The organism is Tardiphaga sp. 42S5 (assembly GCF_034044155.1).
In the GTDB taxonomy this organism is placed as follows: domain Bacteria; phylum Pseudomonadota; class Alphaproteobacteria; order Rhizobiales; family Xanthobacteraceae; genus Tardiphaga; species Tardiphaga robiniae.
The window spans coordinates 1,453,721-1,467,423 of sequence record NZ_CP139027.1; the positions used below are offsets into that span (position 1 = coordinate 1,453,721).

Annotated in this window: 14 protein-coding genes and 1 other RNA gene; 7 read left to right on the forward strand and 8 right to left on the reverse strand. The window is 62.9% G+C overall.

The window, feature by feature from the left end:
• Positions 1-51 precede the first annotated feature (51 nt).
• Positions 52-570, forward strand: a complete 519-nt coding sequence (locus SFY93_RS06750; protein WP_093759832.1) for a TIGR02281 family clan AA aspartic protease — start codon at positions 52-54, stop codon at positions 568-570.
• 144 nt (positions 571-714) lie between these two features.
• Complete coding sequence (locus SFY93_RS06755; protein WP_320446499.1) at positions 715-2,214, forward strand: phosphomannomutase/phosphoglucomutase; 1,500 nt, start codon at positions 715-717, stop codon at positions 2,212-2,214.
• A 59-nt stretch (positions 2,215-2,273) separates the two neighbouring features.
• Here the strand turns inward: SFY93_RS06755 and SFY93_RS06760 are convergent, their stop codons facing one another.
• The 6 genes from SFY93_RS06760 to SFY93_RS06785 form a co-directional block, all read right to left on the reverse strand.
• The gene (locus SFY93_RS06760) at positions 2,274-3,170 is read right to left on the reverse strand and encodes a LysR family transcriptional regulator (RefSeq protein ID WP_320446500.1); all 897 of its coding nucleotides are present in this window, start codon (positions 3,168-3,170) and stop codon (positions 2,274-2,276) included.
• A gap of 10 nt (positions 3,171-3,180) precedes the next feature.
• Positions 3,181-4,218, reverse strand: a complete 1,038-nt coding sequence (locus tag SFY93_RS06765) for a YeiH family protein (RefSeq protein WP_320446501.1) — start codon at positions 4,216-4,218, stop codon at positions 3,181-3,183.
• Positions 4,219-4,363: 145 nt separating this feature from the next.
• Entirely contained in the window at positions 4,364-4,873 is a 510-nt protein-coding gene (locus SFY93_RS06770; protein WP_089262825.1) for an Lrp/AsnC family transcriptional regulator, read from the reverse strand.
• A gap of 78 nt (positions 4,874-4,951) precedes the next feature.
• Positions 4,952-5,884: a sugar kinase gene (locus tag SFY93_RS06775; RefSeq protein ID WP_320446502.1), complete on the reverse strand. Its 933-nt coding sequence runs from the start codon at positions 5,882-5,884 to the stop codon at positions 4,952-4,954.
• 18 nt (positions 5,885-5,902) lie between these two features.
• The gene (gene nudC, locus SFY93_RS06780; RefSeq protein WP_320446503.1) at positions 5,903-6,841 is read right to left on the reverse strand and encodes an NAD(+) diphosphatase; all 939 of its coding nucleotides are present in this window, start codon (positions 6,839-6,841) and stop codon (positions 5,903-5,905) included.
• 5 nt (positions 6,842-6,846) lie between these two features.
• On the reverse strand, positions 6,847-7,269 hold the full coding sequence (locus SFY93_RS06785; RefSeq protein ID WP_320446504.1) for an HIT domain-containing protein: 423 nt from the start codon (positions 7,267-7,269) through the stop codon (positions 6,847-6,849).
• A gap of 180 nt (positions 7,270-7,449) precedes the next feature.
• On the opposite strand from SFY93_RS06785, the gene ffs reads away from it, so the two are divergent.
• The 5 genes from ffs (at position 7,450) to SFY93_RS06810 (ending at position 11,002) form a co-directional block, all read left to right on the forward strand.
• Positions 7,450-7,546: signal recognition particle sRNA small type (ffs, locus tag SFY93_RS06790), an RNA gene on the forward strand.
• A gap of 170 nt (positions 7,547-7,716) precedes the next feature.
• Complete coding sequence (locus tag SFY93_RS06795) at positions 7,717-9,594, forward strand: DNA polymerase III subunit gamma/tau (RefSeq protein ID WP_320446505.1); 1,878 nt, start codon at positions 7,717-7,719, stop codon at positions 9,592-9,594.
• A gap of 21 nt (positions 9,595-9,615) precedes the next feature.
• A complete protein-coding gene (locus SFY93_RS06800) occupies positions 9,616-9,936 on the forward strand; it encodes a YbaB/EbfC family nucleoid-associated protein (RefSeq protein ID WP_089262819.1) in 321 nt (106 codons plus the stop codon).
• Position 9,937: 1 nt separating this feature from the next.
• Positions 9,938-10,540: a recombination mediator RecR gene (gene recR / locus SFY93_RS06805; RefSeq protein WP_089262818.1), complete on the forward strand. Its 603-nt coding sequence runs from the start codon at positions 9,938-9,940 to the stop codon at positions 10,538-10,540.
• 15 nt (positions 10,541-10,555) lie between these two features.
• Entirely contained in the window at positions 10,556-11,002 is a 447-nt protein-coding gene (locus SFY93_RS06810) for a hypothetical protein (RefSeq protein WP_320446506.1), read from the forward strand.
• Between the two features lie 11 nt (positions 11,003-11,013).
• Here the strand turns inward: SFY93_RS06810 and SFY93_RS06815 are convergent, their stop codons facing one another.
• Both SFY93_RS06815 and SFY93_RS06820 read right to left on the reverse strand, forming a co-directional pair.
• A complete protein-coding gene (locus SFY93_RS06815) occupies positions 11,014-12,381 on the reverse strand; it encodes an AmpG family muropeptide MFS transporter (protein ID WP_320446507.1) in 1,368 nt (455 codons plus the stop codon).
• A 40-nt stretch (positions 12,382-12,421) separates the two neighbouring features.
• Positions 12,422-13,636 (reverse strand): DNA recombination protein RmuC, encoded by a 1,215-nt coding sequence (locus SFY93_RS06820; RefSeq protein ID WP_320446508.1) that lies wholly within the window; start codon positions 13,634-13,636, stop codon positions 12,422-12,424.
• Positions 13,637-13,703: the final 67 nt, after the last annotated feature.

The following is a 13,703-nucleotide window of genomic DNA, read 5'->3' on the forward strand; positions in this document are numbered from 1 at the left end:
GCCCGTGTGATGAACTCGCGGTTCCCCTGATTGCGTTCAGTGAGGTTGCGTATGCGTAGTATCATGTTCTTCGCGGCGATCCTGATCGGTCTGGGCACCGTGATGGCGCAGATGGCCGACAAGATGACGGCGACGACGCCGGCCATGGCGAAGGCGTCATCCCCCGCACCCACCACACAGGCCAATGCAAAGGCCGGTGTCCGCAGCCTGTCGATTGCGCGCGATGCGCGCGGTCACTTCCAGACTGAGGGGAGTATCGAGGGCCAGCGCATCGGTTTCATGGTCGATACTGGCGCGTCCGTCATCGCATTGAATGAAAAGTCGGCGGCACGATTTGGTTTGCGTCCGTCGCGTGCCGATTATAACGCCACGGTGACAACGGCGAACGGAACGCTGAAGGCTGCGCGCACGCGAATCGCTGTCGTGCAGGTCGGTGAGCTGACCGTGCGTGATGTCGATGCGATGGTGCTGCCCGATGAGGCACTGTCCGAGAATCTGCTCGGCCTGTCGTTTCTCTCGAAGTTGAAACGCTTCGAATATGCAAATGGCCGGATGGTACTCGAACAGTAGTACCTCATATCCCCCACGCATTCACGCCGCAGCCCAATTCTAAACAAACTCGCATCCTTGAATGCCCATGCGTCTTCCCACAGGCGTGCGCAAAGGCTAAGCCTGCGCATTCAAGATTGATCCCAATTGATGCGAGGTCCTGCGATGTTTCCGAAGCCGAAGCCCTTGCTCGTGCCGAATACCTACGCCTACGAATCCGAGCCGATGGTCAAGGCCACGGGTTTTCGCGAATATGACGCGCGCTGGCTGTTCGGCAAGGAAATCAACCTGATGGGCATTCAGGCGCTGGGCATGGGGCTCGGCGCGCTGATTGCAGAACTCGGCCAGAAGCAGGAAATCGTCACCGGACACGATTTTCGCGGCTACTCCGCCTCGATCAAATATGCGCTGATGACGGGCCTGATGGCCGCCGGCTGCAAGGTCCATGATATCGGCCTCGCGGTAACGCCGATGGCCTATTTCGCGCAGTTCGATCTCGATGTGCCCTGTGTCGCCATGGTGACGGCCTCGCATAACGACAACGGCTGGACCGGTGTGAAGATGGGCGCCAGCAAGCCGCTGACCTTCGGTCCGGACGAGATGACCCGGCTGAAGGAAATCGTGCTCAATGCCGAGTTCAAGAACAAGGCTGGCGGCTCCTATCAATTCCACGAAAATTATCCGGCGCGCTATATCGCCGACCTCACCAACCGCCCGAAGCTGAAGCGCAAGCTGAAGGTCGTCGTGGCCTGCGGTAACGGCACCGCGGGTGCTTTCGCACCACAAGTGATGGAAGCGATCGGCTGCGAGGTGATTCCGCTCGATACCGAGCTCGATCACACCTTCCCGAAATACAATCCGAATCCGGAAGACATGGAGATGCTGCACGCGATCCGCGATGCGGTGCTCGAACACAAGGCCGATGTCGGCCTCGGTTTCGACGGCGACGGCGATCGCTGCGGCGTCGTCGACAACACCGGCGAGGAAATCTTCGCCGACAAGGTCGGCGTGATGCTCGCGCGCGATATGTCCGCGGTTCACAAGGATGCGACCTTTGTGGTCGACGTGAAATCGACCGGATTGTTCGTGACGGATCCGGTGCTGCAGAAGCAGAATGCCAAGACGACCTACTGGAAGACCGGCCACTCCTACATGAAGCGCCGCACCAATGAGCTGAAGGCGCTCGCTGGCTTCGAGAAGTCCGGTCACTTCTTCTTCAATGCGCCGGTAGGCCGTGGTTATGACGATGGCCTCGTCTCGGCGATTGCGATCTGCGAGATGATGGACCGCGCCCCGGGCAAGACCATGGCCGATCTCAAGGACGCGCTGCCGAAGACCTGGTCGTCGCCGACCATGTCGCCGCATTGTGCCGACGAGACCAAGTATGGCGTCGTCGCTGCGGTGGTGAAGTACTTCGAGGATGCGCAGAAGAAGGGCGACAAGGTCGCAGGACAATCGATCCGCGATCTCGTCACGGTCAACGGCGTGCGCGTCACCTGCGAGGACGGCAGCTGGGGTCTGGTGCGGGCGTCATCAAATAAGCCGGAGCTGGTGGTCGTGGTCGAAAGCCCGGTCTCCGAAGCGCGGATGCACGACATGTTCGAAGCCATGAATGTGGTGCTGCGGACGCATCCGGAAGTCGGCGCGTATAACCAGACGATTTGATTTCTGCTGTTGTCGCCCGGCCAAGCCGGGCGACAACAGTTGGTGGAAAATCGTGCGAGTTACGTTCTGGCTGCCTGATCCGCCGCAATCATTTCCGACATCTCCCTTGCCGCTCGCGTCACATAGCGCTCCTTGTGGCGCAGCTGGACGAAGCGCCGTGTCGGCAGCGAGGCTTTGATGGCGATGAGATCACCGTTGCCGATCAGGGCGGTGGCGGCCAGCCGGGAGATGATGCTCGCACCAGCGCCGGCCACGACGGCCGCGCAGACGGCTTCGTTCGACGGCAGCTCCATGGCGATACGGATGTCATCGGGCGCGTTTCCTGATTGGTCCAGTACCGATTGCGCAATGGCGCGCGTGCCGGAACCGGCTTCACGCAGCACCCAGTTCGTCTCGGCGAGCTGACCCGGCACGACAGTGTGTTGCTTCGCCCATGGATGCGATCGGCCGACCACCAGCACAAGTTCGTCGTCGCCCACGGGCTGGGTCGCGAGTGCCGGATGGTCAACCGCGCCTTCGACGATGCCGAGATCGACTTCGCCGTCGCGCACCCAATCGGCCACCTGTTCGGTATTTCCGATGCGGAGGCTGAGGTCGATGCCGGGGAAGCGCTGGCGATAGTGCGCCATGACAGGCGGCAGAAAGTAGTTGCCGACGGTCTGGCTCGCGGCCAGCGCAAGGGAGCCACGCGTCATGCCGGCCATATCGGTGAGGACGGTCGTCGCGGCGGCAGCGCGTGCCAGCACGGCCCGGGCTTCGATCAGAAAGGCGCGGCCAATCTCGGTCAATTCGATGCGGCGGCCGACGCGGTGAAACAGCTGCGTCGCATAGCGCGTTTCTAGCGCGGCAATGGCGGCACTGGTGGCAGATTGGGTGAGATGCAGACTCTCGGCAGCCCGCGTCATGTGCTCGTGTTCGGCGACGGCGACGAATATCCGGAGCTGTTCGAGCGTCATGGCATCTCCGTCAGGTCGTCAGTTTCACCAGCATGAGGCCGAAGCCGGCAATGAACAGGAAGGCTGCGGCGCCGAGCAGCAGCGGGCGCAGGCCCTTGGCGCGCAGCTTCTGGATATTGGTTTCCAGCCCCATTGCGGCGAGCGCCATGGTCAGCAGGAAGGTCGTGATCGGAATGATCAGGCTCATAGCTGTATGCGGCACGTCAACGAGGCTATTCAGGATCACCATCGCCACGAAGCCGAAGGCGAACCACGGCATCGGCACCTTGGCGCTGCCGGATCCCGCGCCGATGGCGCGTGCGCGCCGTGTCGCCAGCAGGCCAAGTGTGATCACCACCGGTGCCAGCATCATCACGCGCGCGAGTTTCGCGACGGTACCGAATTCGCCGGCGTCGCGGCTCTGCTGGAAGGTGGCCGCGACCACCTGCGCGATCTCGTGGATCGATGCGCCAGCCCAAAGCCCGAAATGATGTGGGTCGAGCTGCAGCACGCTACCGAGTAGCGGATAGACGAACATGGCGATCGAGCCAAAGATGGTGACGCAGGCGACCGCGTAGGCGACATCCTCATCGGACGCGCGGGTCACGGTGTTGGTTGCGATCACGGCGGAGGCGCCGCAGATCGATGTGCCGGCGGCGATCAGTTCGACCAGCCTGTGGTCGATGCCCATGGTGCGGCCGAGCCAGGTGGTGAAGGCGAAGGTTGCAATGAGCGTCGCCGCGATCACTGCAAAGCCGACGGCGCCAACCTCCAGCAATTGCGCTGCGGTGAGCTGCAGGCCGAGCAGGATGATGGCGAAGCGCAGGATGCTACGCATGGAGAAGGTGATGCCGGCTTTGGCTGCAGCCGGCGCGCCGGATGTGTTCTGGATCGCGATACCGATGCCGATGGCCAGGATCATCGGACTGGCGACGCCGACATAGGGGATTTCACGCAAAGCGAATGCGACGCCAGCGATTGCGGCCGTGAGCGCCAATCCGGGGAGAAGCGGGAGGTTGCGAGCAGCAAGCGGGCTGGTGCGGTTGGCATCTTGGGCAAGAACGGTCATGGGCCAAACTCCGGTTTGGCCACATCCTCATGCCGTTTGATCAATAAATCTAATTGATCATTATTGTTGATTCAATCGGAGTATATGATTGATCTGTTTCGGCGTCGTCGCCCGGTCCGACAGGGCGACGACAGCGCGGTATTTCTCAAGCAGCCGGCATCGGTGGCACCGGCAGTGCCGTGACCGACTTGATCTTCTCCATGGCGAAGCGCGAGGTGACATTCTTCAGGGCCACGGCACTGATCAGCTTCTTGTAGAAGATGTCGTAGCTCTGCATGTCGGCCACGACCACGCGCAGCATGTAGTCGACGTCGCCGGCCATTCGGTAGAATTCCATGACTTCGGGCATGGCGCTGACGGCATCGGCGAATTTCTTCAGCCAGGCGTCGGAATGGTCGCCGCTCTCCACCGAGACAAACACCGAGATACCCAGGCCGATCTTGTTTTGATCGACCAGGGCAACCCGGCGGAGGATCACGCCATCGGCCTCGAGGCGCTGGATGCGCTTCCAGCACGGTGTCGACGAAAGCCCGACGCGGTCGCCGATCTCGGCCACCGACAGCGAGGCGTCTTCCTGCAGGACGGTCAGGATCTTGCGATCGATCGCATCGAGGCGGCGGGTGGATTCAAGGGGCTGGTCGGCGACATCGGTCATGGGAAGAACTTTGTTCTAATTATGGGGTCGAGTAACCTCATATATAGAACATTCTTCCAAGGCAAGCCCTGTACCGCCTCAGCTAAGGGCACCGACCCTGGATTCCCTCAAAAGCTGTTCGACTTCAGCACGTTGCGGGCAGGCAAAAGCACCGCCATAGCGGGTGCATTTCAGGGCTGCGGCGGCGGAGGCGAAGCGCAGCGCCTCCGGTACCGACTTGCCGCCCGCGAATTCCAGCGCGAAGGCGCCGTGGAAAATGTCGCCGGCACCGAGGGTGTCCACGGTGTGAACGGGGAAGGCCGGGGTTTCCTTGGGATGTCCGTGCTCGTCGAGCCACAGGGTACCGCGCGGGCCGCGGGTGACGGCGAGGAAAGACGAGGTCAGCGTCGCCATCTTCTGCAGCGCCTTGAGATTGTCGGTGATGCCGGCGGTCGATTGCAGCGCATCGTCCGAAAAGATCAGGTGCGAGGAGGCGGTCAGCAGGCCCTCGCGCTGCGACAGCGTGCTGTCGATATCGACGACGACGGGAATGCCGCGATGGCGCGCCTCGATGCAAAGCTCGGTGGCGAAGCCTGCGCAGCGGCTCTCGACCAGAATGGCGCTGCAGTCCTGCAGCAGCAGGTCGTGATCGGGCAGCTTCACTTTCCAGAGTTCGGGATCGCGGAAGGTGACGATGGTGCGCTCGCCCGAAGGGTCGATCATGACGGCCGAGATCGGTGTCACCAGACCCGGCATATGCACCAGATGCGCGGAGTCGATGCCTTCCTTGGCGAGGTCGTCGAACAGAAACTGGTCGGCGGTCTCGTTCTTGTCGCCCATCGGCCCGGTCATCGACGCCCGGCCACCCAGCCGGCTGACGCCGATGGCGGCGTTGAGCGCATTGCCGCCGATGATCTGGGCGAAACGTTGGGAGGGGAATTTCTGGCCACGCCCCGGGACGGCTTCGACGGCAAAGGTCAGGTCGCGAACCGGCAGGCCGATACACAATACGTGGATAGGCTTGGCACTCATGAAGGATTCCCCGTGTGGTCAGGCTTGGTCGGGATGCAGCCAGCGACCGAGCAGATGATGCGCGATGGCGAATGGGTGCGGCCCCGCGAGCCCGTCCGGGTGTTCGCGTTTCCACATCAGCATCGCCTCGTCACGGTCAAACCACCGGGCGTCCTCAAGTTCCATCTTGTCGACGGTAATCTCGTCGCTGATGGCGCGCGCCGAACAGCCGATCATCAGGGATGACGGGTAGGGCCAGGGCTGCGTCATGTAATAGGTGACGTCGGTACAGCGGATGCCGGATTCCTCGAAGATCTCGCGCTTCACCGCGTCCTCGATGGTCTCGGCCGCTTCGACGAAACCGGCAAGGCACGAATACATGCCCGGAGCGAACTGCTTCTGGCGGCCGAGCAGGCACTTGTCGCCCTTCTCCACCAGCATGATGACGACAGGATCGGTACGCGGGAAATGCTCGGTCTTGCAGCTCGGGCAAACGCGCTTCCAGCCGCCTTCGGCCATTGAGGACTTGGCGCCGCAATTGGCGCAAAACCCGTGGCGCTGATGCCAGGAGACGAGCGACTTGGCCTGTGCAACCGCCGAGAGTTGTTCCGGCGGCACCATGCCCTGCATGGCCATGCCGCGGAGTTCGCTGACGACGACATCGTCGCGGGTCAACAGCTTTTCGACGGCGGGTGCGCCGATGCCCATGCCGAACACCGCATCGCCATCACGCAGGCCCAGAAAGACAGTGCCAGGATTGGCGCCGAATTTCAGCGCCTCGTCGATGGTCAGCAGCGCGCGCTGGGCATCGCCATCCTTCTTCATGACCAGCGAGTCGCGGTAGATCACATAAGCGCGCGAGGAGCTTTTGCCCTCCAGCGCGAACAGTTTCTCGTCGCTGAAGCGCAGATGCGCGGCGCGGTCGAGCGTGTTGGAGACGAAGGCCGGATGGCCGAGCGGAAACAGCTTGCTTGTCATGATGGTCAACCGAGCCAGATCTTGCGGCGGAGTTCTGAGATGAAGCGCTGCACTTCTGCCGCGTCATGGGCGAGTGGTGGCATCACGCCCCAGATCGGCCGCGGCCAGGCGGCATCGGTCTTGCGGCGCGCGATGATGTGGACGTGCAACTGCGGCACCATGTTGCCGAGCGCCGCGACATTGAGCTTGTCGCATTTGGTGATGTCTTTGAGCGCCCGGCCGACGCGGTTGATCTCGGTCATCAACTGGCCCTGCGCGACCTCGTCGAGATCGATGATCTCGGTCGTGTCGGCACGGCGTGGCACCAGCATCAGCCAGGGATAATGCGCGTCCTTCACCACCAGCACGCGGCTGAGCGGGAGGTCGCCGATGTCGATGGTGTCTTGTTGCAGCTGCTCGTGCAGCGACCAGGAGGAGGGAGCGGCCATTCTGACTCTCGATTAAGGCGCACAGCGTCGCAGGAAGCGGCTGCGCAGACAACTCCCGTCATGGCCGGTTTTGCGCGTCTGGACCACGTTTTCTTGCGACTTTCCTGCGCAAAACTTGCGGCGGACTTGCGACACGCGCCGCGCTTGCTTTCCGACCATTTTGGCCCCAAATAAGCACCGGGAGATTGGCGGTGGACGAGCCACTCGCCAATCGGGTCAGGTCCGGAAGGAAGCAGCCCTAACGAGATCCGGATCGGGTCGCTCGTCAGTCTCCTACTTGTTTTATCGAGCAAATTCAGCGTCCTGCACATGGGTCGTTAGCTCGGTGGGCGCCTTGTTCGATGAGTGAGGCAGCATCGAAGGCCGGAACCTGTGTCCCGTTCCGCCTATGATGCGCCAGATGTTCCGCAAGCCGGCTTTACGAGACAACACATTGCGGATTCCTCGATGACCGACGCTGGCACGTCCCCTCCTGATGATCACCAGAGCGGTTTCGATATGGGCGTTGCCCCGGCGCCTGCTGCCGCCACGCCCTATCGCGTGCTCGCGCGTAAATACCGCCCCGGCAGTTTCGACGATCTGATCGGCCAGGAAGCGCTGGTCCGCACCGTCTCCAATGCGTTCGAGACCGGCCGCATTCCGCAGGCCTGGATCCTTACCGGTGTCCGCGGTGTCGGCAAGACGACGACGGCGCGTATTCTGGCGCGCGCATTGAATTATGAGATGGCCGATGGCTCGGTCAAAGGCCCGACCATCCACATGCCGACGCCCGGCATCCACTGCCAGGCGATCATGGAAAGCCGGCATATCGACATTCTCGAAATGGATGCCGCGAGCCACACCGGCGTCGACGATGTCCGCCAGATCAATGACAGCGTGCGCTATGCGCCATCCAGCGCGCGCTACAAGGTCTACATCATCGACGAAGTCCACATGCTGTCGACCGCCGCCTTCAACGCGTTCCTGAAGACGCTGGAAGAGCCGCCGGAACATGCCAAGTTCGTGTTCGCCACGACCGAAATCCGTAAGGTGCCGGTGACGGTGCTGTCGCGCTGCCAGCGCTTCGACCTGCGCCGCGTCGATGCCGACGTGCTGATGTCGCATCTGTCGAACATCGCGGGCAAAGAGAATGTCGAGGTCGAGCCGGAAGCGCTGGGCATCATCGCCCGCGCCGCCGAAGGCTCGGTGCGCGATTCGCTGTCGCTGTTCGATCAGGCGATTGCGCATGCCGCGGGCACCGTGCGCGCCGATGCTGTGCGGCAGATGCTCGGCCTCGCCGATCGCACCCGTGTCATCGACCTGTTCGATTCGCTGGCGCGTGGCGACATCGCCAGCGCATTTAAGGAATTTCGCGAACAATACGACGTCGGCGCTGATCCGATTGTGGTGCTGAGCGATCTTGCCGAATTCGTCAATTTCGTCACCCGCGTGAAGATCGTGCCGGCAACCGCCGACAATGTCGCGTTTGGAGAGACCGAACGTCTGCGCGCGCGCGATTTCGCCTCGAAGCTGTCGATGCGGGTGCTGTCGCGGATGTGGCAGATGCTGCTCAAGGGCATCACCGAGGTGCAGGGCGCGACGCGTCCCGCCGCCGCCGCCGAGATGGTGCTGGTGCGCATCGCTTACGTTGCCGATCTGCCGACGCCGGATGAAGCGATCCGGATGCTCGACCAGAATGGCGGGACGTCGCCGATGATCCCAACGAATGGTGGAGGCCGTGCCGCGCCATCGTCCCCTCCGTCGGCATCTTTGCCGTCAGCGCAGATGCCGTCCGCCATGCCGACGATGTCAGCGAGTGCGTCGCGTGGTCCGACCATGCAGCGCGGCGGCGCGGAACCATCGCCGCGGCCGCAAGTCGGCATGGCAGACGCGCCGCCCGCAGCGGTGCTGAAGATTTCGACCTTCCCCGAACTTGTGGCATTGGCCGGCGAGAAACGCGACCTGATGGTGCGCGGGGCGCTCGAAGCCGATGTGCGCCTGATCAGGATCGAGGACGGGCGGCTTGAGCTGGCGATGGAGCGCACGGCGTCGCGCACGCTGATCAACGATCTGTCGCGGAAGCTCGAACAGTGGACCGGCCGGCGTTGGGCCGTGATCGTGTCCAACGAGCAGGGACAGCCGACGCTGCGCGATCAGCAGCTCGAGCAGAAGAACGAACGCCAGCGCGCGGCGGAAGCCGATCCGCGGGTCAAGGAAGTGCTGGCACGGTTTCCGCGTGCGAAGGTCGAGGTTCGTGTCATCGCCCCTGAGCCGCCGGACTTCAACGGCAGCGATAGCGACCTGATCAGCGATGACGCGACCGACGGTCTCAACGACGACGATTAATCGAACTGCGAAGGAAAACTCATGGCTGATTTTCTCGGCATGATGAAACAGGCAGCGCAGCTGCAATCAAAGATGAAGGCGATGCAGGACGAGCTCGACCATGTCGAGGTCGAAGGTATCTCCGGCGGTGGCCTCGTGTCCGTGCGGATGACCGCGAAGACCGAAGTGAAGGCCGTGAAGATCGATCCCTCGCTGGTCAAAGCCGACGAAGTCGAGATCCTTGAGGATCTGCTGGTCACAGCGCTCGGTGATGCGCGCCGCAAGGCGGAAGCTGCGATGCAAGAGAAGATGCAGGCGCTGACCGGCGGCCTCGGTCTGCCGCCGGGGATGGGCCTTACCTGAGATGGCATCCACGGCCGGTCCGGAAATCGAGCGCCTGATTCAGCTGCTGGCGCGGCTGCCCGGTCTTGGCCCGCGCTCGGCCCGGCGTGCCGCGCTGCATCTGATCAAGAAGCGCGAGGCGCTGATGACGCCGCTAGCCGGTGCCTTGCAGGTGGCGATCGACCGGATTCAGGTCTGCAAGGTCTGCAGCAATATCGATACGCAGAATCCCTGCACGATCTGCACGGACCCGCGCCGCGATCCTTCGACCATCGTGGTGGTCGCCGATGTCGCGGACTTGTGGGCGCTCGAACGCGCCCATGCGACGACGGGCAAATATCATGTATTGGGTGCAACGCTGTCGCCGCTCGACGGCGTCGGCCCGCAGGATCTGACCATCGACGCGCTGGTGTCACGTGCGCATGATTCAGAGGTGAGCGAAATCATCCTGGCGCTGAATGCGACGGTTGATGGGCAAACCACGGCACATTACATCACCGACCTCCTGCAGGAGGCCAATGTGAAGGTGACGCGGCTGGCACATGGCGTGCCGGTTGGTGGTGAACTCGATTATCTCGACGAAGGCACGCTGTCGGCCGCGATGCGACAGCGGACGCTGTTTTAGACTGGAAGAGCATTGATGACACGATATGACTTGAAGGCTTTGCCGACCTGGGCCGCTGCGATTTGTGCGGCCGGCCTGTTTGCTACGGCTGCCAGAGGCGCGACCGAAACGCCGGCTCCGCCAGCCGCACCGGTGGCACCGAGGACCATGAAGATCGGCGATGTGCTGACCGGGCAGCTCAACGCCATGCGCAGCCGCGATGCCAAGGGCAAGCGCACCAATGTGTATCAAGTGGTCAGCGAGCCGCGTCGGCTGCCGGCGCCTGCAGGGCTGTGCAATCTTGAGACCGGACCTGAGACGTTCGAGATCGTCGTTGCCAATGACGTGCAGGCCACGCAGCTGAAGAAGCTTGTCGGCAAGGAAGTTGCGCTCAAGGTTGCTGAAGTCACCTGCGCCGAGCAGGCCGGGCAGATGAGTGAAGCGCTGGTGACGAAATGGAGCGTGGTGACGAAGCCGAACTGAGTTCGCTTCGGTTAAACCCTTACCGGCCCCAGCATCTCGAAATGCGCGCGGCGCTGCAGCCAGATCAGGAGGATCAGGCTCGGCACCGCGACGACCACGCTGATGACGAAGAACATCGGCCATCCCGTCGCCTGCGCGACGTAACCTGCACCTGCCGACAGATAGGTCCGCCCCACCGCAGCGAGCGCCGTGAGCAGCGCATATTGCGTGGCTGTGTGCAGCGGGTTTTTGCAGAGCGCGGAGAGATAGGCGACGAAGATCACCGTACCGATGGCGCTGGTGAAATTCTCGACCGAGATGGCCAGTGCCAGCGCCCATTGATTGACGCCGACGATGGCGAGCCACGAGAAGGCGAGATTGGACACCGCCTGCAACACGGCGCCGATCCACAAACTCGCCGCAAGCGAATAGCGCCGCGCGACAAAACCTCCAGCGAAACCGCCAATCAGCGTCGCGGCAAGGCCGACGCCTTTGACGATGGCCGCATAGTCATTCCGCGTGAAACCGAGATCGATCACGAAGGGCGCGGTCATGGTGCCGGAAAACGCATCGGTAAATTTGAACAGCACCACGAACGCCAGCGCCGCCCAGGCGTCCTTGCGCGCCAGGAATTCGGAGAACGCGCCGATTGCGGCCTGCAGCACGCGCGTGAAGGCGCTTTCGCCGCGTGTGGCGGCTTCGGCCTGCGCGGATTGCTCGGGCTCGGTGGCCGCAAGCGCTGTGACTGTGCCGATCAGCACCATCGCAGCCATTGCCACATAGCCCCACATCCATGCGGCGGAGCGCGCGATGCCGGTGCTTTCGAAGGCGCTGACCAGAAACAGCACGCCGGCGGTGGAGATCAGCATGCCGATGCGATAGGCCGCGACATAAGACGCCATGCCGGCCGCCTGTTCGCTCTCCGGCAGGCTCTCCACACGAAACGCGTCGACGACAATGTCCTGCGTCGACGACATCGCGGCGACCAGTAGCGCGCCGAGGGCGACGAACAGCGGGGAACGTGCAGGATCGGTCAGCGCCAGCAGCAGGATCGCGCCGATCAGCAGCAGCTGTGAAAATACCAGCCAGCCGCGGCGGCGACCGAACTGCCGTGTAAAGAATGGCACGTGCAGCGCGTCGACCAGCGGCGCCCAGAGGAATTTCAGCGTGTAGGGCGTGCCGACGAGGGCGAACAACCCGATGGTACCGAGATCGACGCCGGATTCGCGCATCCACACCAGCAGGGTCGAGCCGGACAGCGCGAGCGGCAGGCCCGACGACAGGCCAAGCAGCAGCACGATCAGGACTCGCGGCTGCAGATACACCGCCATGCTCTCGCGCCAGGTGGCACGGGGCTTCAAGGCGAGGGCGGCTTCGGACGAGTCAGGCGCGCTGGTCATGGGGAAGGGTTAGCAGATTCGGGGGAAAGCGGCCTGTAGCCTATTCCCCTGCCTGAATCTTGCGCGGCAGCGGCGCGAACATGTCGGGGGCGGCGGTCTTCGCGATGACCGGGGCTACCTCGGCCGCCGGCTCGCTCTTGCTGAAATCCAGTTCCTCGATGCGGCCGGCGCGCTTCTCGATCTTGTCGGCGGAGATCAGGATCTGGCGGACGTCCTCGTTGGCCTGTCCGAAATGGGTCTGAAGCTTTATCACGCGGTCGCGCAACCGGGTGAGGTCGTCGCCCAAATTCAGCACCTCGGTACGGATCTGGTCGGCGGCGTCGCGCATCCGCGCGTCTTTGAGAATCTGCTGCATCACCTGGATCGCCAGCATCAACAGCGACGGCGACACCAAGACGACGCGGGCGCGATAGGCCTTCTGGATGATGTCATCGAATCCGTCGTGGATTTCCGCATAGACGGATTCCGACGGCACGAACATCAGCGCCGTATCCTGCGTCTCGCCGGCAACCAGATACTTCTCGGCGATGTCGGTGACATGCTTCATCACGTCGGCGCGCAAGCGCTGCGCCGCGTATTTCTTCTCCTCGTCGCTGCGTGCGTCATGCAGCGCCGTGACGGCTTCCAGCGGGAATTTTGCGTCGATGCACAGCGGGCGCTGGTCCGGCAGGAAGATCACGCAATCCGGCCGCTTGCCCGACGACAGCGTGTGCTGGAACGCATAGGCGCCGCTCGGCATGCCGTCCTTGACGATACTTTCCATCCGCGCCTGACCGAAGGCGCCGCGCGACTGCTTGTTGGCGAGCACGTCGCGGAGTGTCGTCACCTGCGAGGTGAGGTCAGTGAGGTTCTTGTGGGCGTTGTCGATGATGCCCAGCCGCTCATGCAGCGCGCTCAGGCTTTCCATCGTGTTGCGTGTGGTCTGTTCCATGGATTGGCCGACGCGATGGGTCACGGAGTCCAGTCGCTCGGACACCGCGCGTGCCATGTCGGCCTGACGGCCTGCCAAGGTCTGGCCCATGGCGTCGACGCGGCCGGTGGCTTCGTTCTGTGCTTTCAGCACTTCGCTGAGGCGTTCTTCCAGTTCGTCGGCGCGGATCGCCTGGGCCATGGCCATGGCGGCGCCGCGGCTACCGGAGCGAGCGATGATGATGGCGATGGTGAGCAGCAAACCCAGCGCCAGAGCACTGAAGCCCATCAATGCCACGCCGGCGGTGACCGGCATGTCGCCGATCATGAAAAGAATCTCGTTCATCCCATCCTTGTAGCCGATTCGGTCGGTTGCGCGAACGAAGAGGGAACATTTATGGTTAATGCAAAAT

Coding starts and splice junctions, on each gene's coding strand:
- SFY93_RS06750 (WP_093759832.1), top strand. CDS start 52: ATGCGTAGTATCATGTTCTTCGCGGCGATCCTGATCGGTCTGGGCACC.
- SFY93_RS06755 (WP_320446499.1), top strand. CDS start 715: ATGTTTCCGAAGCCGAAGCCCTTGCTCGTGCCGAATACCTACGCCTAC.
- SFY93_RS06760 (WP_320446500.1), bottom strand. CDS start 3,170: ATGACGCTCGAACAGCTCCGGATATTCGTCGCCGTCGCCGAACACGAG.
- SFY93_RS06765 (WP_320446501.1), bottom strand. CDS start 4,218: ATGACCGTTCTTGCCCAAGATGCCAACCGCACCAGCCCGCTTGCTGCT.
- SFY93_RS06770 (WP_089262825.1), bottom strand. CDS start 4,873: ATGACCGATGTCGCCGACCAGCCCCTTGAATCCACCCGCCGCCTCGAT.
- SFY93_RS06775 (WP_320446502.1), bottom strand. CDS start 5,884: ATGAGTGCCAAGCCTATCCACGTATTGTGTATCGGCCTGCCGGTTCGC.
- nudC (WP_320446503.1), bottom strand. CDS start 6,841: ATGACAAGCAAGCTGTTTCCGCTCGGCCATCCGGCCTTCGTCTCCAAC.
- SFY93_RS06785 (WP_320446504.1), bottom strand. CDS start 7,269: ATGGCCGCTCCCTCCTCCTGGTCGCTGCACGAGCAGCTGCAACAAGAC.
- SFY93_RS06795 (WP_320446505.1), top strand. CDS start 7,717: ATGACCGACGCTGGCACGTCCCCTCCTGATGATCACCAGAGCGGTTTC.
- SFY93_RS06800 (WP_089262819.1), top strand. CDS start 9,616: ATGGCTGATTTTCTCGGCATGATGAAACAGGCAGCGCAGCTGCAATCA.
- recR (WP_089262818.1), top strand. CDS start 9,938: ATGGCATCCACGGCCGGTCCGGAAATCGAGCGCCTGATTCAGCTGCTG.
- SFY93_RS06810 (WP_320446506.1), top strand. CDS start 10,556: ATGACACGATATGACTTGAAGGCTTTGCCGACCTGGGCCGCTGCGATT.
- SFY93_RS06815 (WP_320446507.1), bottom strand. CDS start 12,381: ATGACCAGCGCGCCTGACTCGTCCGAAGCCGCCCTCGCCTTGAAGCCC.
- SFY93_RS06820 (WP_320446508.1), bottom strand. CDS start 13,636: ATGAACGAGATTCTTTTCATGATCGGCGACATGCCGGTCACCGCCGGC.